The 22577-nt window shown below is 33.1% G+C and carries 20 protein-coding genes, 2 pseudogenes and 1 other annotated feature; of the genes and pseudogenes, 7 read left to right on the top strand and 15 right to left on the bottom strand.

Going from position 1 to position 22577, the window contains the following annotated elements; all coding sequences use genetic code 11:
* Positions 1–178: 178 nt before the first annotated feature.
* The 4 genes and pseudogenes from murB to COI44_RS08365 all read right to left on the bottom strand — a co-directional run bounded on the left by murB (position 179) and on the right by COI44_RS08365 (position 3286).
* Positions 179–1090 (bottom strand): annotated as a pseudogene (gene murB / locus COI44_RS08380) (UDP-N-acetylmuramate dehydrogenase).
* Between the two features lie 122 nt (positions 1091–1212).
* Positions 1213–1839 (bottom strand): FMN-dependent NADH-azoreductase, encoded by a 627-nt coding sequence (locus COI44_RS08375; RefSeq protein WP_098427525.1) that lies wholly within the window; start codon positions 1837–1839, stop codon positions 1213–1215.
* Between the two features lie 66 nt (positions 1840–1905).
* A complete protein-coding gene (locus COI44_RS08370) occupies positions 1906–2505 on the bottom strand; it encodes a DUF3238 domain-containing protein (protein WP_098427524.1) in 600 nt (199 codons plus the stop codon).
* A gap of 217 nt (positions 2506–2722) precedes the next feature.
* Entirely contained in the window at positions 2723–3286 is a 564-nt protein-coding gene (locus COI44_RS08365; protein ID WP_098427523.1) for a DUF3238 domain-containing protein, read from the bottom strand.
* A gap of 465 nt (positions 3287–3751) precedes the next feature.
* Between COI44_RS08365 and COI44_RS08360 the strand changes: the two genes are divergently transcribed.
* The gene (locus COI44_RS08360; protein ID WP_098427522.1) at positions 3752–4225 is read left to right on the top strand and encodes a MarR family winged helix-turn-helix transcriptional regulator; all 474 of its coding nucleotides are present in this window, start codon (positions 3752–3754) and stop codon (positions 4223–4225) included.
* A 268-nt stretch (positions 4226–4493) separates the two neighbouring features.
* On the opposite strand, the gene COI44_RS24080 is transcribed toward COI44_RS08360, so the two are convergent.
* The 6 genes from COI44_RS24080 to COI44_RS08335 form a co-directional block, all read right to left on the bottom strand.
* Positions 4494–4646 carry a hypothetical protein gene (locus COI44_RS24080; RefSeq protein ID WP_179887048.1) on the bottom strand — a complete coding sequence of 51 codons (153 nt, stop codon included), beginning with the start codon at positions 4644–4646 and terminating at the stop codon, positions 4494–4496.
* Positions 4647–4831: 185 nt separating this feature from the next.
* On the bottom strand, positions 4832–6307 hold the full coding sequence (putP, locus tag COI44_RS08355; protein ID WP_098427521.1) for a sodium/proline symporter PutP: 1476 nt from the start codon (positions 6305–6307) through the stop codon (positions 4832–4834).
* Positions 6308–6341: 34 nt separating this feature from the next.
* A complete protein-coding gene (locus tag COI44_RS08350; protein ID WP_098427520.1) occupies positions 6342–6572 on the bottom strand; it encodes an excisionase family DNA-binding protein in 231 nt (76 codons plus the stop codon).
* Positions 6573–6656: 84 nt separating this feature from the next.
* Positions 6657–7013, bottom strand: coding sequence for a nuclear transport factor 2 family protein (locus tag COI44_RS08345; protein WP_098427519.1), 357 nt, complete (start codon positions 7011–7013; stop codon positions 6657–6659).
* Positions 7014–7053: 40 nt separating this feature from the next.
* Complete coding sequence (proS, locus tag COI44_RS08340) at positions 7054–8487, bottom strand: proline--tRNA ligase (RefSeq protein ID WP_098427518.1); 1434 nt, start codon at positions 8485–8487, stop codon at positions 7054–7056.
* 143 nt (positions 8488–8630) lie between these two features.
* Positions 8631–8842, bottom strand: a binding site (T-box leader).
* Between the two features lie 84 nt (positions 8843–8926).
* Complete coding sequence (locus COI44_RS08335; RefSeq protein WP_098427517.1) at positions 8927–9847, bottom strand: DMT family transporter; 921 nt, start codon at positions 9845–9847, stop codon at positions 8927–8929.
* 352 nt (positions 9848–10199) lie between these two features.
* Between COI44_RS08335 and COI44_RS08330 the strand changes: the two genes are divergently transcribed.
* The 5 genes from COI44_RS08330 (at position 10200) to COI44_RS08310 (ending at position 15187) form a co-directional block, all read left to right on the top strand.
* The gene (locus COI44_RS08330; protein ID WP_098427516.1) at positions 10200–11276 is read left to right on the top strand and encodes a DUF3900 domain-containing protein; all 1077 of its coding nucleotides are present in this window, start codon (positions 10200–10202) and stop codon (positions 11274–11276) included.
* Positions 11277–11639: 363 nt separating this feature from the next.
* Positions 11640–12218, top strand: coding sequence for a biotin transporter BioY (locus tag COI44_RS08325; RefSeq protein WP_098427515.1), 579 nt, complete (start codon positions 11640–11642; stop codon positions 12216–12218).
* 50 nt (positions 12219–12268) lie between these two features.
* On the top strand, positions 12269–13735 hold the full coding sequence (locus tag COI44_RS08320) for an AMP-binding protein (RefSeq protein ID WP_098427514.1): 1467 nt from the start codon (positions 12269–12271) through the stop codon (positions 13733–13735).
* Positions 13731–14837 (top strand): acetyl-CoA C-acyltransferase, encoded by a 1107-nt coding sequence (locus COI44_RS08315; protein ID WP_098427513.1) that lies wholly within the window; start codon positions 13731–13733, stop codon positions 14835–14837. The genes COI44_RS08320 and COI44_RS08315 overlap by 5 nt, the downstream gene beginning before the upstream one ends.
* 41 nt (positions 14838–14878) lie before the next feature.
* Positions 14879–15187 carry a CHY zinc finger protein gene (locus COI44_RS08310; RefSeq protein WP_098427512.1) on the top strand — a complete coding sequence of 103 codons (309 nt, stop codon included), beginning with the start codon at positions 14879–14881 and terminating at the stop codon, positions 15185–15187.
* Positions 15188–15445: 258 nt separating this feature from the next.
* Here the strand turns inward: COI44_RS08310 and COI44_RS08305 are convergent, their stop codons facing one another.
* The 4 genes from COI44_RS08305 to COI44_RS08290 all read right to left on the bottom strand — a co-directional run bounded on the left by COI44_RS08305 (position 15446) and on the right by COI44_RS08290 (position 21307).
* Entirely contained in the window at positions 15446–16063 is a 618-nt protein-coding gene (locus COI44_RS08305; RefSeq protein ID WP_098427511.1) for a LysE family translocator, read from the bottom strand.
* A 138-nt stretch (positions 16064–16201) separates the two neighbouring features.
* Positions 16202–18811 carry a phosphoenolpyruvate synthase gene (gene ppsA / locus COI44_RS08300; RefSeq protein WP_098427510.1) on the bottom strand — a complete coding sequence of 870 codons (2610 nt, stop codon included), beginning with the start codon at positions 18809–18811 and terminating at the stop codon, positions 16202–16204.
* A gap of 183 nt (positions 18812–18994) precedes the next feature.
* Entirely contained in the window at positions 18995–20833 is a 1839-nt protein-coding gene (locus tag COI44_RS08295; RefSeq protein WP_286163828.1) for an ABC transporter ATP-binding protein, read from the bottom strand.
* 15 nt (positions 20834–20848) lie between these two features.
* Positions 20849–21307, bottom strand: a complete 459-nt coding sequence (locus COI44_RS08290) for a MarR family winged helix-turn-helix transcriptional regulator (RefSeq protein WP_179887047.1) — start codon at positions 21305–21307, stop codon at positions 20849–20851.
* Between the two features lie 240 nt (positions 21308–21547).
* Here COI44_RS08290 and COI44_RS08285 point away from each other — a divergent pair, with 240 nt between their 5' ends.
* Positions 21548–21883: a YciI family protein gene (locus tag COI44_RS08285; RefSeq protein ID WP_098427508.1), complete on the top strand. Its 336-nt coding sequence runs from the start codon at positions 21548–21550 to the stop codon at positions 21881–21883.
* A 137-nt stretch (positions 21884–22020) separates the two neighbouring features.
* Here the strand turns inward: COI44_RS08285 and COI44_RS24555 are convergent.
* A pseudogene (locus COI44_RS24555) lies at positions 22021–22203 on the bottom strand (DUF1259 domain-containing protein); the annotation flags it as partial.
* Between the last annotated feature and the right edge of the window lie 374 nt (positions 22204–22577).

Raw genomic sequence — 22577 nt, 5'->3', positions numbered from 1 at the left:
ATTTGATGACAAGATAAATAGAGCGAATATAAGAACTAAATAATGGGATTTTCATTTGTTTTGCATCGAAGAATTCATACCGTTTATTCATCACTATCTTATGAATAAAAGGCTAATTTAATAATTTTTTATTAAATTAGCCTTTTAATATAATGAACTTCATATTAAAACTAATGACTTATTCCTCACCAAGAATTTTAACTTCTGTTTCAATATCAATTTTATATTTTCTTTTCACTGTTTCTTGGATAGTTCGGATCAAATTGAGGTAATCCGTTGAAGTTGCATGGTCTATATTCACAATAAAACCTGCATGCTTTTTTGATACTTCAGCACCCCCGACTCTTTTACCCTGCAATCCGGAGTCAGAAATTAATTTTCCGGCAAAATGATTAATAGGTCGTTTAAAGACGCTACCACAAGAAGGGTATTCAAGAGGTTGCTTTTCTTGTCTAAGTGATGTATATCTATTCATTTTTTCTTGGATTAGTTCTTAACTAGCTTTCTCAAGTTGGAATTTTGCTTCCAACACAATATATTTTTCTTTCTCAAAAATACTTGTTCTGTATCCAAATTGAAAATCAGATTTATCAATTGTGAGTAAATCGCCAGACATCGTTAGGACTTTAGCTCTTTTTAGGACGAATGCAATTTCACCGCCATAGGCTCCCGCATTCATTATTAATGCTCCACCAACACTTCCAGGAATTCCGCAAGCAAATTCTAGCCCAGATAAATAATGAGTACGAGCAACTTTAGACACCTCGATGATACTTGCTCCACTTTCAGCAGTTATTTCATTTTCATGGACCTTTATTTTATTTAGTTCATCTAAATTTATTACAATTCCTCTAATACCGTTGTCTCGTATTATGACATTTGTTCCATAACCAAGAATCGTTAAACGAACTTTATTGTTAAATGCGTATCTGGTTATTTTTTGAAGTGCTTCTACATTTTCTGGCTTGATATAAATATCTGCAGTTCCACCTGTTTGGATGAAAGTATGATCTGCCATCGGTTCGTTAAGTCTAATAAATGTTTGAGGATAAATTGCTCTAATTTCATTTAGTAAAACCATTTCTTCCATAATAACTTTGGACTTCGAAAGTTTTTCACCAACAATGCCCATTTCTCCTCCTTATTTTAGAAAATGATTCTATTTTTATTAAAGAGTAGGTACTTAAATATCAGTCAAAATTATTTTATAAATTAAAATGTACATGCTACTTTAACAGCCTCTTCAAGGCCATTGGATATAATTTCATCTGCTTTATCTGGGAATTGGTTGTGACCTTCAATTACTACTTTGTCCAGAAATTTTACCCCAAAGAAATTCATCATTCTTGATACATATTTAACAGCCATTTCAACTTCAGCTGCTGGACCTTTAGAATATACACCACCACTTGCATTTAATAATGCAATTTTCTTGTCTCCAATTAGGCCTACTGGTCCTTCTGGTGTATATTTAAATGTTTTACCTACTCGATTTAAGTAATCAATATATGTGTGTAGTACTGCAGGGATCGTTAAATTCCATAAAGGAAAACCAAATACAACCTTATCTGCTTCAAGAAATTGATTTAAATATATATCAGAAATAGCAACTGCCTTAGCTTCATCTGATGTTAACTCATGTCCCCTACTACTTTTAAGAGTACCATTGATCATATCTACTCCTACATAGGGCAATTCTTCCTTATATAAATCAAGCTCTATTACTTTATCATTTGGATGTGATTCTTTGTAACTCGACAAAAATGCCTCATATAATTTTACACTAACCGATTGATCTGCCGGGCGATTGTTTGCTTTTACGAATAAAACTGTTGTCATTTTTATTTCCTCCAAGTGTTTCTTCTATTGTTGTTATCTATTTACTAATTAAAAAAGCCATCTTTTTTACTTTATCTTTTTAAAACTATATTCCATGTCTCCACCTAGAGCTTCAGGTGTATCACCAGTTTCTCTGAAGTCATGTATATGAAGTTGCTCAAACGGACCAAAATTTACTTGTTTATAAAATTCATAACAAGGGAATCCATCATGTCTACCTTCAATATCAACAATACCATCTTTTTTGACATGCACATTTAAATGATAGTCAACAGTAGGTGCATTTAAATTTAATGGGTTGCTCGCACTTGCACTCATTTGAAACTTGACGTCGCTAGAACCCCATTCAATATTAGTGCATACAATACGCTCTGTACTTGCTTTCCCTGTTCTCTTATTAACAGAACCATCTGGAGTTGTGACCCTTTCTTTTGAGATACCAGTATTTGCATATGTGAAAATTTCTTTCTTGTAAAAATCTACAAATACTTCTTGTTCAATTCTAGAACGCATAGTGTTTACACCATAAGGGGTAAATTCACGTGCATCCCCTTCAAATTCAATTAAGTTACCAGTTTGAAGATCTCTATTAGGTTCAGTCCAACCTATTGCAGTCCAAGACATTGGAATGAATACACTTGCTCTAATTTTTACGTTATTAGTCATGTGAAACACCTCTGTAATTTTAATTTTATTATGGATAATATATAGCTTTTATTTATAGAGCAAAACAGGTTATTTCTTTCGCATAATCAAATGCTTTTCGTTAAATAATTGCTCTATCTTGTCCAGCTAGTATTACGCTTCTGATTCAAATTAATATCTAAATTCTCTTATTAAAACTGTATTCCATTTCTCCAGCTAGCGCTTTTGGAGTGTCTCTTTATTCCATTTCTCCAGCTAGCGCTTTTGGAGTGTCTCTTGTTACTCTGTAATCATGTGTATATATTAATTCAAATGGACCAAAATCTGTTTGCTTATAAAATTCATAACAGGGGAACCCATCATGGGAGCCTTCAATTTGTGCAAAACCGCTATCACTAACTCGTACCTTTAATAAGTAGTCAGCTGAAGGTGCAGTTGTATCTAAAGGATTACTAGCACTTGCCTTCATTTCAAAAGAAACTACGTCTTCATCCCACACAATATTAGTACATACAATGTTTTCTGTACTTGTTATTCCTTTTTTAAGATCTATAAACCCATCTGGATTTGTAACTTTTACAGTTACGATACAAGCATCAGCATATGTGAAAATCTCTTTTTTATAGAAATCAATAATCACTTCTTGTTCTAGTCTTGATCGTTTTGTGTTTACAGCATATGGTGTAAATTCGCGTGCATCACCAGAATATTCCAAGACCCTTCCTGTTACAGAATCCTTAATAGGTTCTAACCAATAATACGGAGCAAATACACTTCCTCTAATTTTTACAATATTAGCCATGAGATACCTCCAAAATGTATTAAATTATTATTGTGAATCTTATTTATTTCAAAATCATAATATAGTCAACTTAATTAACTATATTATGCAAAGTAAAATGGGATTCAAAAATAAGTCAACCAAGTTGACTATATCACGAATAATACAATGAAAAACAAATAAAGTCAATCTGGTTGACTAAATTAAAGACCTTTAATAATCAAGCGCTTAAGAGAGGGTTTTGATATTCTATCGTGGCCATCTCTTTTAGTATTCGTTGATGACGATAATAATTATATGGAATGTATAGGAAACTTACCGGGGGAATTACTATTTACAGTTAAAAATAATGAGTTGCTTAAAGTGAGTTATATTTCTTTCAAAACAAAAAAACAACATAGTTAACTTGATTGATTATGTTCTTTGTAATACAATGGAATTCAAAAAAAGTCAACTTAATTGACTTTTTTTGAAGGAGGGTTATGTATGAATCATCAAGTATCTAGTAAATTAGATTTTACATCACTTTTGTCACTATCCTATAGTACATCGATTCATGAATTACATGACAGATTAAGTGAAATGGGATTTGCAGATATTAGACCAATTCATGGTTATCTGTTTAAAAGACTTACACCTAACGGAGCAACAGGAATAGAACTAGCTGAATATTTAGGTATTACAAAGCAAGCTGTAAGTAAAATGATCGATTATCTTGAGAAAAGTGATTATGTAATGCGTAAAAATCATCCCACTGATAAAAGAGGTAAAATAATTGTTTTGACTGAACGAGGTTGGTTAGTTGTGCAAGGAAAAGAGAAGATATTAGCTGAGATTGAGCAAGGATGGATTGAGACAATAGGTACTGAACGAATGCAAATGCTCAAAGAAGATTTAACAAAATTATTTTATGAAGCGGATACAGGTAATTTGTTATCAAGGATAAGACCCGTCTGGTAAATATAGAGGTTATAAAGTCGGTTTATACGCACTTTTATTTTCTTACTAATCATGCAGCGTTTAGTAATTCTAAAATAGAAGCAATGTTAGTGAATTATTAAGGGCGACATATATTATTATAGATCACCCTCTTTTATTTTGACTTATTCGTTTTATATCTTAATCAGTTGAACAGAAATTTTTATAAAAGTGAACTACTTTGAGTGTCATAACCTTGTATCCAACTAAGGTACAGGAATTTTATTTATAATAAACAACTTATAAAAAATTAATAGAAAAGTCCATGAACAATATATTTCACAAAATCAGTAAAACCTTCACCTACACCTGTAAAAACCATTTCGTGATAAGCGTTATTCATGCTTAATGCAACTGATATAATAATAAGGATGGGGACTATAATCATTACTTCCTTTTTCATATAAACAACACCCCTTAACGTATCATTTGAATTTGAATTTTCTAACTTATATAGAAATTGTATACAATGTGTACGTATTATTCAATTGTGAATTATTTCCAAAAAGAATCAAAAATAAAAAATAGGAGTGTGCATAGCACGCCCCTATTTCTACTGATTAAACATTTTGAAAATATCCTTTTACTTTATGCTAGTCGTTTTTCCATTTCCTCAAATTGCTTTTCTACTTTTGGATTTGAATTTGAAGTTAATAGACTAACTACAATAACTGCTAGTAAGCTGAAAAAGAAACCTGGAACCATTTCATATAAGTTAATCGCTTCTTTAATCGCATCAAAGCTAATCCAAATGATAACTGTTGCTGCCCCTACTACCATGCCTGCAAGTGCACCCCAGCTAGTCATTCTTTTCCAGAATAAACTTAATAATATAGCTGGTCCAAATGCTGCACCGAAGCCTGCCCAGGCATTACCAACAAGATTTAGAATCGTATCATTAGGTGTTAACGATAAAAGTAATGAAACAATCGCAACGATTAATACAGCTAGTCTACCAATACGAACAAGCTCTTTATCAGATGCATTCTTTTTACCAAAGATACGATAAAGATCTTCCGTTAAAGCACTTGCAGTTACTAAAAGTTGAGATGAAATAGTACTCATAATCGCTGCAAGTATAGCAGATAACAAGAATCCCGTAATTAGTGGATGAAATAATGTTTTTGAGAAAAAGATAAAAATTGTTTCTGGATCATCTAATCTTAAGTTGTTAACTGAAATGTATGCAATTCCAACTAGTCCTGTTAATGTTGCACCAACAATCGTAAAAATCATCCATCCCATTCCAATACGACGTGCTGGCTTTAATTCCTTTACAGTTGAAATCGCCATAAATCGAACGATAATATGAGGTTGTCCAAAATAACCTAATCCCCAAGCAAGTAAAGAAACAATTCCAATAAATGAAGTTCCAGTAAAGATATTTAATAACTTAGGGTCTATATTTTTAATTTCATCGAAAGCAGGCTTTACTCCACCTATATCTGTAAAAGCAACAAGTGGTACCAAAATTAATGCAATAAACATAATTAGACCTTGAACGAAATCTGTTAAACTTACAGCTAAGAACCCACCAAATAATGTATAGGCAATTACAACAGCAGCTGTAACAATTAATCCTACCTTATAATCGATTCCGAAAGCTGACTCAAATAATGTACCTCCAGATACAAAACCAGCTGAACAATAAAGTGTAAAGAAAATGATAATAACAACAGCTGAAGTAATTCTTAAAATTCGAGTTGAATCTTGGAATCTTTTTTCAAAAAAATTTGGTATTGTAATTGAATTATCGGCTACTTCAGTAAATACACGTAGTCGAGGTGCTAAAAGTAAATAGTTTAAATAGGCTCCAATCGTTAATCCAATAGCAATCCATGCAGATGAGATACCAGTCGCGTACATTGCACCAGGTAATCCCATTAGCATCCATCCGCTCATATCGGCTGCACCAGCTGAAAGAGCAGTAACTGCAGGTCCAAGACCACGATCACCAAGCATATACTCAGATAAACTATCAGTAGATTTATTGTAAGCGTAAAAACCTATAATTAACATAAAAATAAAGTAAATAGAAATTGATATCAGTACTTGTGTATCCATTTTATCCCCCCGTTATAGCAACCTCTTAAAATCTTTAGTCTTCGTCCTTTACATCTATGTCTTCAGGAATTGGTTCGTTATAGTAATCAGCAATCATTTTTTTTGCTTTTTCAATTTGTTCTAAGTGATTGTTAAATTGCTCTTTGTAGATTAAATATTGTTCACCGTCGTGGACTACTCTAATTTTTTGTTCTTGAATCAATTGTTTAATATAGGATTCATCAAGATCTAAGTATTCCGCTGTTTCTTTAATTGTTAAATACATTTTGTTCTCCTTACCTACTCATTCGTACATTATCTTACTATAAATTTGAACATGTTCTTTTGTTTGTTATTCTTATACAATTACCTAAAACTCTGTTGGTGTCCCCTGGTGAAAATACATTTTCCATTGACCGTCTTTAAACTTCCAAATTGAACTACGTAAGGAATGTTGTTTTTTTATTTCATTATATATTCGATAGGTCACTAATGTAATTTCGTCTGATAATGGATGTATTTCAAAATTACTTAATGTCATTTTTACGATTCCAATTCCATTTTCTAATTGATCATCTTTATATAAAACTCGACCTGAACTCCCGAATTCAAAAAATTCATCGGCTAGTAGATTTTTAAGTTCAATTTGTGAGGTGCGAATTTCTGGTTTAAGTAATTTTTCTTCTAACATACAAAGATGTTCTTTTAAAAAATGTAATCCTTCCATTATTCATTCACCTTCTTCGTTTTATTTAGATTGATATTAATTAGTAAGCTTTACCCCAATAGACCATTACATCCGTTTTCTTTCCACAGCATACACATGTATCAGCAAGTTGTTCTTGTTCAAATGGAATACATCTTGAAGTTAAGCCAGCTTCTTCTTTTATTTGTTCTTCGCAAGCTAGATCCTGACACCACATTGCTTTAATAAAGCCATGTTTTTCTTCACTGATTTGTTTTAGCTCTACCATGGAAGTAGCTTCATATGTTTTTTCTGTACGATTGTTTAATGCTTTTTCGTAAAGAGATGTTTGGATTTCTTCAAGTAATTTTGTCATATTTTCTTCTAAAGCATCTAATGAAACAATCGTTTTTTCTCGCGTGTCACGTCTTACTAAAACCGCTTGATTCTTTTCAATATCTTTTGGACCAATTTCAACACGAACCGGAATTCCTTTCATTTCATATTCGTTAAATTTCCAGCCTGGCATTTTGTCAGAAGTATCAATTTTTACTCGAGCAATCTTTGAAATACGGTTTTTTAATTCAGTTGCTTTTTCAATAACGCCTTCTTTATGTTGAGCAATTGGAATAACCATTACTTGGGTTGGAGCAACTTTTGGAGGTAACACTAATCCGCTGTTATCACCGTGAACCATAATTAAAGCACCGATTACTCTTGTTGTCATCCCCCAAGAAGTTTGGTGTACAAATTGTCTTTTAGAGTTTTTGTCTGTGTATTGAATATCAAATGCTCTTGCAAATCCATCTCCAAAGTTATGAGATGTACCACTTTGTAATGCTTTCCCATCGTGCATTAAGCTTTCAATTGTATAAGTAGCTTTTGCACCTGCAAATTTTTCTTTTTCTGTTTTTTGACCTTTAATAACAGGAATTGCTAAGAAGTCTTCTAAGAAATTAGCATAAACATTTAGCATTTGAATTGTTTCAGCTTGTGCTTCTTCAGCGGTTGCATGTGCTGTATGACCTTCTTGCCATAAGAATTCAGTCGTTCTTAAAAATGGTCTTGTTGTTTTTTCCCAACGAACAACTGAGCACCATTGATTATATAATTTTGGTAAGTCATTATAGCTTTCAACTGTTTTTGAAAAATGCTCACAAAATAGTGTTTCTGATGTAGGACGAACTGCTAATGGTTCAGCTAATTCATCATGACCACCATGTGTTACCCATGCAACTTCAGGTGCAAATCCTTCTACATGATCAGCTTCTTTTTGTAATAAAGATTTAGGGATAAATAATGGCATATATACATTTTCATGATCTGTTTGTTTAAATTGAAAATCTAATTCTTTTTGGATATTTTCCCATAGTGCATATCCATAAGGTCTTATAATCATACAACCTTTAACACTTGAGTAATCGACTAATTCTGCTTTTTTAACGATATCTGTGTACCATTGTGCAAAATCAACATCCATATCTGTAATTGCTTCAACAAATTTTTTTGTCGTCATTTTCTCTACTCCTAATCAATTTTTAGAAAATAAAAAACGCGCGAGAATAATCTATAAGGGACCATTCTCGGCGTTACCACCCTAATTACTATATAGAAAATACGAAATAAGCGAATGATAAACAAAAAACGCCATGAATGATCAAAAGGGACCATTCATGGCGTTACCACCCTACTTATTATGTAAAAGCTCTACATAATCTCTTAACATCTTTAACGGGAAAACCGCTGTAGCCTACTTTTATTTCGGTACAGAGACTCCAAGGCTGGTTCAGAATACTTGCTTTAGGAATTTGCACCGACCATTCCCTCTCTAAAAAGCTTATAAACTTACTATTCCTTTTCTAAGTCGTTTATTAATTTAAAGTTATAATACGTGAACAAATTGTATCTGTCAATGTGTATTATACCCATTTTTTTAAAATTTCTTACATTTCTTACTATATTGCCTCATTTTTTACTTCTTTTGTTCGTTTCTTTGGTAAAGGTACTTCAGATAGTAGCATGCCACCTACAATAAAAGTCCCACCGATAATTGTTTGGATCGATAAAGTTTCATTTGCAAAAAGTACTGCTGTAAATGCCGCAAAAACAGGTTCAAAAATAAAAATTAATGCTGCTTTCGTTGAAGAAATATGTTGTTGAGCAAACATTTGAACCCAAAATGCGATACTCGTACAGAATACTGCAGTGACAATCACTGCAAAAATGAATGTCGGGTTAACCCAAAGTTCTTTAGAAAATGAAATAGAAGTATCTTCAAAAATTAGAGAGAAAATCGTACTACTAATGCCAACTGTTGCTAGTTGAATCGTTGTAAAGGTGATTGGATCCATTTGCTTCGTATATTTTCCTGATAAAATAATATGGAATGCAAATGCAACCGACCCAATTAGTGTTAGTACATCTCCAAGATTTACAGAGAATGAGTCACCTAATGTTAAGAAACTTAGTCCTAGTAATGCAATTAAACACGCGATTACGGTAGACCAGTTAGATCGTTCTTTATAGACTAAATATAAAAGAACAGGTACTAATACAACACATAGACCAGTAATAAAACCTGATTTTGATGAAGTTGTATACTTCAATCCAAATGTTTGAAGTAAATACCCTAAAAACAACATGAATCCAATACCACTAGTAATAACGATTTGTTTAACCGTTAATTTAGTTTTTTGTTTTCTTTTAACTAAAAATGGCAAAAGGACTAAAGTTGCGAGGATAAATCGAAATGCGTTAAATGCAAACGGTTCAACGTATGCAATCGCATTTTGGACTACTACAAATGTTGTGCCCCAAAGTAATGTTACGATAATTAATGAGATGGTAGCTATTCTATCTATTCTCAGTTCTCTCATCCCCTCTCCATATTGTTGGTCCCATAAAATTGCAAGTAAAGAAAACTCGATGATTGACGAGCCTAATTGGCGACTACGTTGAATTTACTTCATTACTGCCAATTTATTCCTACTTAACGTAAAAAAAGATGTGAAATTACCACATCCAAGTACTTTAATTTTTATTGGTTCCACATTTAATTATATCTTTATTTTATCATAGTGTGTAATGAATTTGTCTCATAATTGTAAAATTTCTCTATCTAATGATAGATTTTATGGGGATTTTGTCCAAAACTTAATTAGTTCATGATTGACTCAACGAATCCTCATCCATATACTTAAATACAGAAAAATAGGAAAAGGTGATTGGATGGATTTTGAAATTACATATTTATCGTTTTATGTTGTTACTGTTGAAGGTAAAGGTGAACAATCCGATAAACGATATAAACATTTCCAAACATTAGATGAATCAATGTTTGAAGAAAGCGCATTGAAAGGCTTTTTAGAAGGTGAACTTGAACGTATTGTAAATCGAAAAGTTGAAAAACATCCAAAATCTGATTCTGTACCTACAAAATTAGGTCACTTTATCGTCGAAGAAGGCCACTCTTTAGACTCAAATCCAAATTATAATTTATTCCAGCGAATACGTGATGCTAAATCGATTGAAGATTTTAAAGCGGAAAATGAAACTTTAGTCATTAATTACATTGATACAAGTGCAGTTCGCGGTGGAGCATTTTTAGTGATTCAAGCAAAACTAAGAAAATATTTTGATGATCCATTCTTATTTGTACTAAAATGCGATTTTGAACCAAAAGTAGCCTCCATTTCAGATGAATCCACTCTCATTAAAACCGTTGAAATGGCGATTACAACGAAAAATATGAAATCAATTCAATATCCTTATATGGAAGAATTAGGTATGATCTCAGAGCATGAATTAAAAATCCATCAAGCATCTCACGCAAGATATTTTGAAGACTTTTTAAAATTTGTTTCCTATTCTGAATCAATGCCTGAAATTGTAAAATCACAAGTAATGGAAATGGTTTATGACAAAATTGAAGATGTATTTGAAGAGGAAAGTGTTGAAAGACAACAATTCGATGCTGCAATGGAAGTTTGGGCAGCAAGTCCTAAACGTGAAATTCAAGAGCATTTTACACCCAATGAAGTAATCGAAGCAGCGGCACAAATCGTGGAACATACACCAGAAATTGAATTATCATTTAAAGCGGATCACTTTTCTGTAAAAGGACTACTAGCTGATTTCGGTGATAACCTCCATATTGCGAAAGTAAACGGTCGATATGTCGTAATTTTAGAAGCTGATACATTGCAATTTGAAAAGGGATTTTCTCCGATTGAGTTTTTGAAGCCGGACGAATTGGATGATGTAATTGAGCGAATTGGTCAGAAAGTAAATATTCCAGGATATTGAGCGAGCTAATAACTCACTAAAAAATAATATAATAAAAACTTAAAAGACAGTTGGCTATTACTAGCTTGCTGTCTTTTCGATTTTAACTATATTACTTCAGAGAGTCGGCATCTAAAGTGAACGGCTTTAGAATGTGGGTAAAAACATTCTAGGTTATTTTCAATATAAATCATTTCTTTAAGCATCATATATATGTTAATCTTCCAATTCCTACTTACAACTTTAATTCTGTCTTCTTACATTTTTTGAGTTTTCTATCTTAATATAATATATGTTAACCGAAATAAATATTTAGTTGACATATAATTTAAGTTTCATTAATATGATAATAGTTATCAGAAAACTGACATTAGGAGAATTAAAATGAAAATCAAAGAAATTACATTTGTAGCAATGTTTGCAGCAGTTATGGGTGTCCTTGGACAAGTTCCTCCGATTATGTTATCCTTTACACCAGTTCCAATTACATTACAAACTCTTGGCGTTCTTCTTACTGGTGGTGTTTTAGGTGCAAGATTAGGTGCACTAAGCCAAACCATCTTTTTATTACTAGTTGCAGTTGGAATGCCGCTTCTATCCGGTGGTCGTGGTGGTTTTAGTGTATTTGCAGGACCAAGTGTTGGTTATTTAATTTCATGGCCTATTACGGCTTTTGTTATTGGGTATTTATTATCTCGTTTTAAAACGTTAAAATTAAAACATGTCTTATTGATTAACTTGACGGTTGGAATTCTATTAATCTACTTAATCGGAATCCCAATTCAAGCGGTTATGATGGGAATTCCAGTTATGACAGCGGTTAAATTAAGTTTAGTTTATATTCCAGGAGATGTATTAAAAGCGATTCTTGCTTCAATATTAGTATACAAACTAAGACAACAACCGGTTTTTTCAAGCTCATTGACAAAGAACTATTCAAAACAATCAACTGAAAATATGTAAATCTTTTGGGACACTCTTGTTGTGTCTCTTTTTTATAGAGGTGATTATAAATGGCAAATATTACAGAAACCTATCAGAAAAACGCTATATTGTCCCCTGACAAAATTGCGATCCATACGAGTAATCAACAAATCAGTTATAAGGAATGGAATCAATTAATAAATCAAACGGCTAATTGGCTACACTCTTTTCGATTAAATTCCAAAACAATTGGAATTCTTTTACCGAATGGTATTTCCTTCTTACAGATGTTTACAGGAGCGTCTAAAGCGGGTTGGATCGCTGTTCCGTATGATATGAAATGGAATCTAGCTGATTTGGAAAAAAGGGTAAAGCTTTCGAATCCTGCGATCATTGTTACAACAAAAGAAATGTACAATAAGATTCATTCAATCCATCCAAATGTGAAGATTTTAAATGATATCTTACTAGAAATTGCTCAATTTGATACCTTATCTTCAATGGAGATAATTGAGAACCTTCCTTTCTATGTGGGATTTACTTCAGGTACAACCGGGAGTCCGAAAGCATTTATCCGTTCTCAAGATTCATGGGTTGCTAGCTTTGATTGCAATCGCTTTGACTTTGGATTAGATGAAGCGGATCAAACTCTTATACCTGGAGCTTTAATCCATTCTCATTTTCTATATGGTGCCATCAGTACCTTATATTTAGGTGGAACAGTTATTCTTTTAGAAAAGTTTTCTCCTTTAAATGTAATATCACGAATCAATTCTGTTCCTATTACGACAGTTTATGTTGTTCCGACAATGATCGAAGCATTAATAAAAGAAGGTATTCAAGTCGATCAAGCGATGAAGATACTTTCGTCAGGTGCAAAGTGGACCGAAAAATCTAAAATTGAATTTCGTCATTTGTTTCCTGCTATGACGATCTACGAATTTTTTGGCGCTAGTGAGCTAAGCTTCATTACCGTTTTGTCGGATCGAGATGGTGTCGATAAGGCAAAAACGGTTGGGAAACCTTGTTATGGTGTGGAGTTGCAAATTCGTCGGCCAGACCAAGAGTTAGCAAAACCGAATGAAACTGGAAAAATATATGTGAAAAGTAAGTATTTAATAAATGGGTACTTTGAAGAAAATGAAAGAACCCTTTATTCAATTAAAGATAATGACGGCTGGGCTACTGTTCATGATATGGGTTTTATTGATGAAGACGGTTTTCTAACAATTAACGGACGAGAAAAAAACATGATTCTATACGGAGGTATTAATATATTTCCTGAAGAAATCGAAAAAGTTATTTCTCTTCATCCGGATGTTGAGGAAGTTGCAGTCGTTGGCCTTTCAAACCCGTATTGGGGTCAGATTGTTGCTGCAGTCATCAAAGGCAAATCTAATTCGTTTGAGTTAAAAAGATTTTGTAAGACACACTTATCAGCTTATAAAATACCTCGTAAATGGTTTTTTCAAAATGAAATGCCGTATACGACTAGCGGAAAGATCGCACGCGCAGAGCTAATTAAACAAATCGAAATGCAGGTGACTAACAATTAAAAGAGTTGTCATTGTCAAAGCAAAGCGAACACCTATTGGAAAAAAAGGTGGAATTTTACGTGATTTTCAACCACATGAGCTTGCTGCCCCGCTGCTCAAATATTTGGCAGATGGGTTAGATGAAAAAATTGATGACATCATTTTAGGAAATGTTGTTGGCCCAGGGGGAAATGTCGCTCGAGTTTCTGCATTGGAAGCGAATCTTTCTCTTACAGTCCCAGGAATCACAATTGATCGTCAATGTAGCGCAGGATTAGAAGCGATTCGAATGGCTTGTTATTTAGTCCAAGGTGGTGCTGGAAATTGTTATCTTGCTGGAGGAGTTGAAAGTACTAGTACCTCCCCATTTCCTGCTAGAGCTAGATTTTCACCTGACAAAATTGGTGATCCTGATATGGGGATTGCAGCGGAAAATGTGGCTGAAAAATACGATATCTCAAGAGAAGCTCAAGATCAATATGCATTATTAAGTTACACACGAAGCTGGGAATCTCATCATAATGGACACTTCAATGAAGAGATTATTCCAGTTGGTGATGTTGAACGAGATGAAGTATTTTTCAAAAATAGAAAGATGGAAGAACTTTTAAAAAGAGCAAAACCTGTTTTTAAAAAGAATGGTACTGTCACTGCAGCAAATAGTTGTGGAATCCATGATGGAGCCTCCGCTGTTCTAATTATGGAAGAAAATGAAGCGATAAAAAACGGTTTAAAACCAGTTTTACGATTTGTGGATAGTCAAGTTTCTGGTGTTCATCCTAATTATCCAGGTGCAGCACCGATCCCTGCTATTCAAGAATTATTAAGTAGAAACAAATTAACAGTTGCAGATATTGAACTTTATGAAATAAATGAGGCTTTTTCTTCAAAAGTTCTAGCCTGTTCTAAGGAACTTTCCATCCCCACTTCCAAGTTAAATAGTTGTGGTGGAGCATTAACGATTGGTCATCCGTATGGAGCATCAGGAAGTATCATGATCACGAGACTTTTCTATGAAGTACAAAGAAGAAAAAACTTAGTATCAAATTATGTAGTTGCTGCTATTGGAAGTGGTGGTGGAATCGGATTAGCTGTCTTATTCGAGGTCGTAAAACAAAATTAAAAAATCATGAATTAGTAAGAAGTATAAAGAGAGGTAAATATATGAAAGTAATCGGTTCAATCGATCTACATACACGCTGTAAACATTACCATACAGCAAGAGATATTATTGCCATCAAATTCAAGTGCTGTGATACGTACTATGGTTGTTATTATTGCCATGAGGAAAGTGCTAATCATGAACCAAAAGTCTGGGGCAAAGATGAATGGCAAACAAATGCAATTTTTTGTGGTAGCTGTCATGAGGAATTAACAATTCAAGAATATCAAGATTGTAATTACAAATGTCCAAAATGTGAATCAGATTTTAATCCCGGATGTAAAAACCATTATCATTTGTATTTTGAGTGAATATCAATTACCTTATATGTTTATGGAGCTGAATAGTCAGCTCCTAATTTATGTTTAATGTACTTTCTAGCTTTTTTTGTTCATTTCCCTTAATAATGAAGCTTCATCTACAAATTTTTCAAAATTAATCATTAGAACACATCTTTTCAAAAAAAATATACAAGAGTTTTCAACTAAAAAAATTGATATAACAAATATTACGTGCGAAAGAAAAAGGATGCCAGTCGGCCTCCTTTTTTTATAAATGATATTAAACTGTTATGATTGTGTTTGAAGAGCAACTCTTAAACCTAATCCAATATAGACTAAACCAATCGCTTTGCCCATCCATTTTGGTGCTTTTGTTTTATTACTAAAGAGTTTTTTACCGATTACACTTGATAAAAGCACTAGTAAAGTTGTGTACAAAATACTAAGTAATACAAATGTTAAACCAAGAGTTAAAAGTTGAATGAATACTGGATGACCATTATGTTCAACAAATTGAGGTAAAAGTGCTAAGAAAAATAGAGCAGTTTTAGGGTTTAATACTTCGATTAGCACTGCTTGACGAAAGGAAAGTTTATTATTTACTTCTTTTTGTTCAGTTGGTTTTTTACTGTTTTTCGATTTTTTAATGATTGCAGTGATTCCTAAATAAAATAAATAAGCTGCACCTAAATATTTAACGATTTCAAATGCAAATGCAGAAGTCATTAAAATTGCAGATAGTCCAAATACGGATGCACATGTATGAATTAAATCACCGACAGCAATCCCAACACCTGTTAAGATGCCATTCCATTTCCCACCTTTCATTGTTTGGGATAATGTTAAAAGTACAGCGGGTCCTGGTATTAAAAATAGCATTAATACAACAAAAATAAATGACAGCATGACGACCATCTCCTCTCGTTACCTTATATTTAGACTATTATACAACATAATTTTGCAGTAATTGCCTAAATTGTCATATATTTCAATAAAAAAATAAGCCGCTTTTCACATTTGGAAAACGACCTATACATTCAATAATTATACTATTTCAATATATCCTTCTGTACCATGAACGCGGATTTTTTGCCCGTCTTTTATCAGTTTGGTAGCATTCTCTACACCTACCACTGCTGGTAAACCATATTCTCTTGCGATGACCGCCCCATGTGTCATTAATCCACCAACTTCAGTGACCAGTCCTTTTATTGCAACAAATAATGGTGTCCAGCTTGGGTCAGTAAATGAAGTAACTAATATGTCACCATCTTCAAGGTTTGCATCTTCCATATTTAAAATAACACGTGCTCTTCCTTCGATGACACCTGAAGAAACAGCTAGACCTACAATCGCTTCAGGTGGAAGATCTTCCCGTTTGTATTCACCGACAATGATTTCACCATCAGATGTTAAAACTCGTGGAGGTGTTAGTTTTGTATATAATTTGTACTCGTCTTTTCGTTTGTTTATGATTTGGTAATCTAGTTTTTTTGTGCGAACGACTTCGTTAAGTTCTTCAAATGTAAGATAGAAGATATCTTCTACTTCAGAAATGACATTCGTTTTAACGAGCTGTTCAGCTTCCTTCAATAAAGCTAGCTTATACACAAAATAGCGACTAATCATTCCATACTTTGGATATTCACGATATCCAATGAAATTCCTGATTAGACTAATAACTTCCTTTATCTCTTCTGCTTTTTGTTTACCATCCGGTAATTGCAACAATCGTTCTACAAGCTCTTGTTCTTTTTGCAATGCTTTTTCTAGCCCTTGCTCAAATTTTCGTCTACTTTCATGCGGCTCAAAGTTCTTAATGTTACTAAGAATCATTGGTACGAGTGTAGAAGGTTTTTCGCTCCAACGAGTTCTAGTAAGATCAATTTCACCAGTACATCGCATTCCATATTTTCTCAGATAATCATCAATTGCGTCTTTAGATTCCTGTCCACCCTTAAATTTAATCAATTTATCCAAAAAGTTATCATCTTCTACATGTTGTAAATAATCGATTACTTCTGGATAAGGACGAATTACATCCGCGACATCCATTAGTGCTAGACCCATTTCTGAAGTAATATTATTTGGAACAGATTGCGAAAGCGTATCTCCTACATTCTTTTCATCTAACCACTCGTATATTTTTTCATTAATCCATTCTGTTGCATTCATAGCAGACATAAACACTGCCGAACTTCGCGGGTCAAATAATAACTCTCGTAATTTCTGAAGATCTTCTAAAATAAAATCCATTAAATCTGATCCTGATTTCATTCGTATGTTTTGTTTTAATTCCTTGATTGACGATTCGTTTTTCTTAATCAAATTAGATACTATTCTTGGATCGTTTTCGATCAGAGCTTTAAAACTCGACGACGGTTGTGATTGATCATTTTTAGTTGGGCTCGGTGCTTTCTCAGGTGATGATTCTGTAAAATCTTCTCGTGCTACAACCTTTAATAGAGCGTCTTTTAAGAGCGGATCGGATTTTCCTATAGCCTCTATAAACATTTTTCTTCTGTCAGGTGAAGCGAGATTTTGTGAGATATCAACAAATAATCTACCTCCAGCTTTCCGCATAGGTGCCCTAGATGTTAACATCCAAAACGACAATCCTAATGGTTTGATTGGATCAGTCATCATTTGTTGATGACCAACAGAAAGATAGACATGTCTTTCTTGATCATCCACTTCAGGAATCGGAAATAGAGTTGTGATTGGACGACTTTGGACAATATAAAATGTATCTTCTACTAAACACCATTCGATATCTTGTGGACAACAGAAATAAGCTTCTATTTGTCTACCAATTTGTGCTAGTTGCAAAATTTGTTGTTCAGTAAGTGTTTGAGTAGTTTGTTTTTGAGGCTCAATCTGCTGTGATTTTGTCCCGCCTTCTTTTCGACCATAAATAGCCAATTTTTTTGTTGCGATTCTCTTATCAATGATTTCATTATCTTGTACCTTATAACAATCGGCCGATACTAAACCAGATACTAGAGCTTCTCCAAGCCCAAAACTTGCATCGATTGATAGTACCTTTCGATTGGAAGTAACAGGATCAGCGGTAAATAATATCCCTGAAGCTTGTGGGAAAACCATTTTTTGAATAACAACGGATAAATATACTTGACTGTGGTCAAAATCATTTTGCATACGGTAGATAACCGCACGATCCGTAAATAAAGAAGCCCAACATTTACTGATATGTTGTAAGATATTTTCTTTACCAATAATATTTAAATAGGTGTCTTGTTGGCCAGCAAAAGAAGCATGTGGCAAATCTTCAGCAGTTGCACTAGAACGCACAGCGTATGCAAGTTCCTCGCCGAATTTGGAGAGATAGGTAGAAACTGAATTTACAACATCAGAAGGGATTGCTACTTCCAAAATAATGTCTCGAATCTTCCTGCTAATCTCACTAATTTGATCTCGATCTTTTACATTAAGCATTTTTAGTTGATCCAATAAAGCATGATAGGATTCGTTTTGTTCGATAGCTTTTTGAAACCCCGCTGTTGTAATACAAAATCCCTCTGGTACTTTTATATTTGGAATTTTTGATAATTCACCTAAATTTAACCCTTTTCCGCCAACGAGTAAAAGTTGGTTTTTATCAATCTCCTGGAAATCGAGAACTAAAGAATTCATTCCACATCTCTCCTAAAGTTTAATGTCTATTGATTTTATCAGTAGAAAATAAGAAGATAAAGTCTATTTTGGCCATTTTTTTTATGGTATAATTAAAGTAGGAAGTGTATGTAACAAAATCGAATCAACTAAAAATGAATTTAAATATATAAAAAAAGCACAGAAATAGATCTGTGCTTTTTTCTATTCAATTGATGCGATTGCTTTTCTACCAAATTGTTTATTATATAATTCTTTATATAATCCATTGTGCATAAGCAACTCTTCATGTTTGCCTTCCTCAACAATTTGACCATCCTTTAACACAATGATGTGATCCGCGGCCATAATGGTTGAAAGTCTATGAGCAATAACAATGGACGTTTTATTTTTTAATAATCCTTGTATAGCACTTTGAATATAAAATTCAGATAAAGTATCTAATGAAGAAGTTGCTTCATCAAGAATAATGATTTCAGGATTTTTCAATAATACACGAGCGATTGAAATTCTTTGTTTTTCGCCTCCTGAAAGTTTGATTCCTCGATTCCCTACAATTGTCTCATAACCATTTGGTAAGTCCATAATAAAATCATGAATATATGCAGCCTTACAAGCATTCGTAATTTCTTCATCTGATGCATCAGGGCTTGCATATAATAAATTTTCTTTAATCGTTCCATTAAATAAATAGCTATCCTGTGTAACAAGTCCAATATGAGACCGTAATGATTCAAGCGTGAATTCTCTAATATCACGACCCCCAATTTTGATTGAACCAGATGTAAAATCATACAAACGAGGAATTAAATTGGTAATGGTTGTTTTACCAGCACCACTAGGTCCAACTAAAGCAGTCATTGTACCGGATGGAGCAATAAAGGAAATATTTTGCAATGCCGTTTTATCTTTCTGATAAGAAAATGATACATCGTTAAATTCAATATCTAAATGAGTAACATTCATTTCGGTCGCATCATCACGATCTTTAATCGTTAATTTCATATCGAAATATTCAAAAATACGTTCGAATAAAGCGATCGAACTTGTAATATTTACATAGAGATTTGTTAATTGTCCAACTGGCCCATATAAACGACCAAGTAAAGCTACAAAGCTAATAATAGCCCCAATTGTAATCTGACCGTGAATAAATAAATATCCACCATATAAATAGATAAGCATTGGGCCGATGCTAGTAAAGGTTGATAAAATCATCATAAACCAGCGGCCTGCCATAGATTCCTTTATTTTAAGATTAGTAGCCTGTACATTAATATCATCAAAATTTTTAAATTCCTTTTGTTCCTTTGTAAAAAGCTTCATTAATAAATAACCACTTATATTTAATGTTTCTTGTATAATATGATTTTGCTCACTTGTTTTTTCCTGTGTTTGTTTTGCAATACTCCAACGAACACTCCCCATTTTACGAGTCGGTAGAATAAATAATGGTACAATGATTAATCCTAGTATTCCAAGCCTCCAGTTCACTATTAACAATGTGGTAGCGGTAGAAATAAGAATGAATAGATTATTTGCGAAACTCACAATCGTACTATCAAAAACAGCTTTAACACCAGAAATATCAGCCGTCATTCGGGTGATCACTTCACCTTGCTTAACGTTCGAATAAAATTGGTATGGCATTTGTTGTAAATGAAGATACATTTGATTTCTCATATCGTAAATAATTTTTTGGGCAACATATGCATTTAAATAATTTTGCCAAACACCCAATAACTCTGAAATAATCGTAGTACTAAGTGAGGCAAGTACGAGATACATTAGGAGACTTAAATCTTTATTTGGTAAGGCTGTATCAACAATATGTTGAATGATGATAGGCGGTAAAATGCCTAGTACTGAAGTAACTAATAAAATAAGCACGACAAGTGTTGTTTGCTTCCAATACGGAATAAAATATTTTGCAATTCTAAATAGTATTGCCTTTGATATATTTGGTTTTTGTGCGTTTTTATCATATTTCATTCGCCCAAAACCATGGGGACCCATCGGAGGTCCACCACCCCATCCTGACATAATTAAACGTCCTCCTTATTTCGAACAATTAGTTTGTTCATTTGATAAATCAGTTAAAATTTTTTTTTGCATGTCTATAAGTATATTAAGCTCATCCTGTGAAAATTGTTCCAGTGAATTTGCTAAACTCTTATATGCTTCTGATTCTTCACGATAACGTTGACATAATGCTTCACCATCGGGCGTTAAAAATAATTGAGTTTCTCGGCGATCAATAGCTGACGTTTCTCTTTTTACATAATTTTTCTTCTCCAACTCATCAATACTAAGACTTACTCTGCTTTTAGCAGTTCTAATTCGTTCAGTTAGTTCTTTTTGTGATAACCCTTCATTATTTCGAATTGAATTGAGGATAATTAACTGTTGAAAGGTTATCCCAAGTTTAGTTGCAGTTTGTAAGTTTATTCTTTTTAGTTGGCGCGCAATCGAAACAAATGAATTTGTTAAATCGATTGCTTGTTGAAAATCCGGCATCATATCACCTCTCATATTGGTTTACTATATTAACTGTTAACATTGTAAACTAATAATAAAACTTTATTGTTGATTTGTACAATTAAAAATTATTAATAAAAATTACAATAGGATATTTTCTACTGCATTTCTTAAATTATTCAGTCATTTGATTTATCTCAGATTGTGAAGTGTATTCTAAAGTTAATTGTGAAATAATTGAAGGTAAAGATTATCAGAATGAATGGAGGTAAATTAAGGATGACAGATAACACACCAATTAATGATTCAGTAAAGATGCACTTTATGCTAAAATCTATTCCCCCTAGAACAACCTTTCAACAGGACATGACAGATGAAGAACGGAATATTATGGGAAACCATATAGCTTACTGGACAGAAAAACAAAACCAGGGTATTGCTCTAGTGTTCGGACCGGTTCGAAATCCTTCTTCACCTCATGGAATTGCAATAATTGAAGTTATAAATGAGGCACAAGTCCCAAAACTAATCGAGGAAGATCCCGCCGTGATTGCTGGGATTATGACTACGGAATATTATCCGATGCTCGCAGTACTCCCTAAACAAAATTCATGACGTAGCTGTTAAAAAAATTGAACTAATTAAAAAAAAGCAATCGGATCAGAAGTGAACTGTCTAATTGCTTTTTTTTATTTCATTTATTGTTTATTTACTCTAGATAATTTTAGTCACTTAATTTAAATTAAGTATCATTAAAAAAGCCCTGCTTCTTTTGCTGCTTCAAAACTAACTCTTGTAAATTCAACTGGATCCAAATTAACATTCTCCCAATGCATATACATTAAATGTGGTTTATCAAACAGCCAATGGTTATGAACTGCTGTCACGATAATTCCTCTTTTTCGTAATGCTGACATTAATGGGTTAATCTCTTTCTGACGTACAACAGATAACCATTATCTTCAAAAGATAACATGAATGGAAGTGCTAATGGAGAACGAGTCCTACGACCTAAAAATAGTTGCATTAATATCACGAAGACGCATAATTACACATACAGGTGTAGCTTGAACAACTTCTCCTCCAATCATATCCGCAAGTCTTTGACAAGTTGACATATTCATCACTTTCTTCATACTTTTTAATTTTTACTCAGTATCTTATGAAGAAAATGAAGGGCGGGTGCCTATCTTAATCCTTAACTAATCATCGAAAATAGCTACTAATATCCAATGATTTCTAATTAAAAATTAAAGAGAATCCTTTAATTTCAAATTATATAAGTGAAAAGACCTATTTTTTTCGTAAG

The sequence above is a fragment of the Bacillus sp. AFS088145 genome (genome assembly GCF_002564465.1).
In the GTDB taxonomy this organism is placed as follows: domain Bacteria; phylum Bacillota; class Bacilli; order Bacillales; family Bacillaceae_G; genus Gottfriedia.
This window is presented reverse-complemented; position numbering and strand designations above follow the sequence as displayed.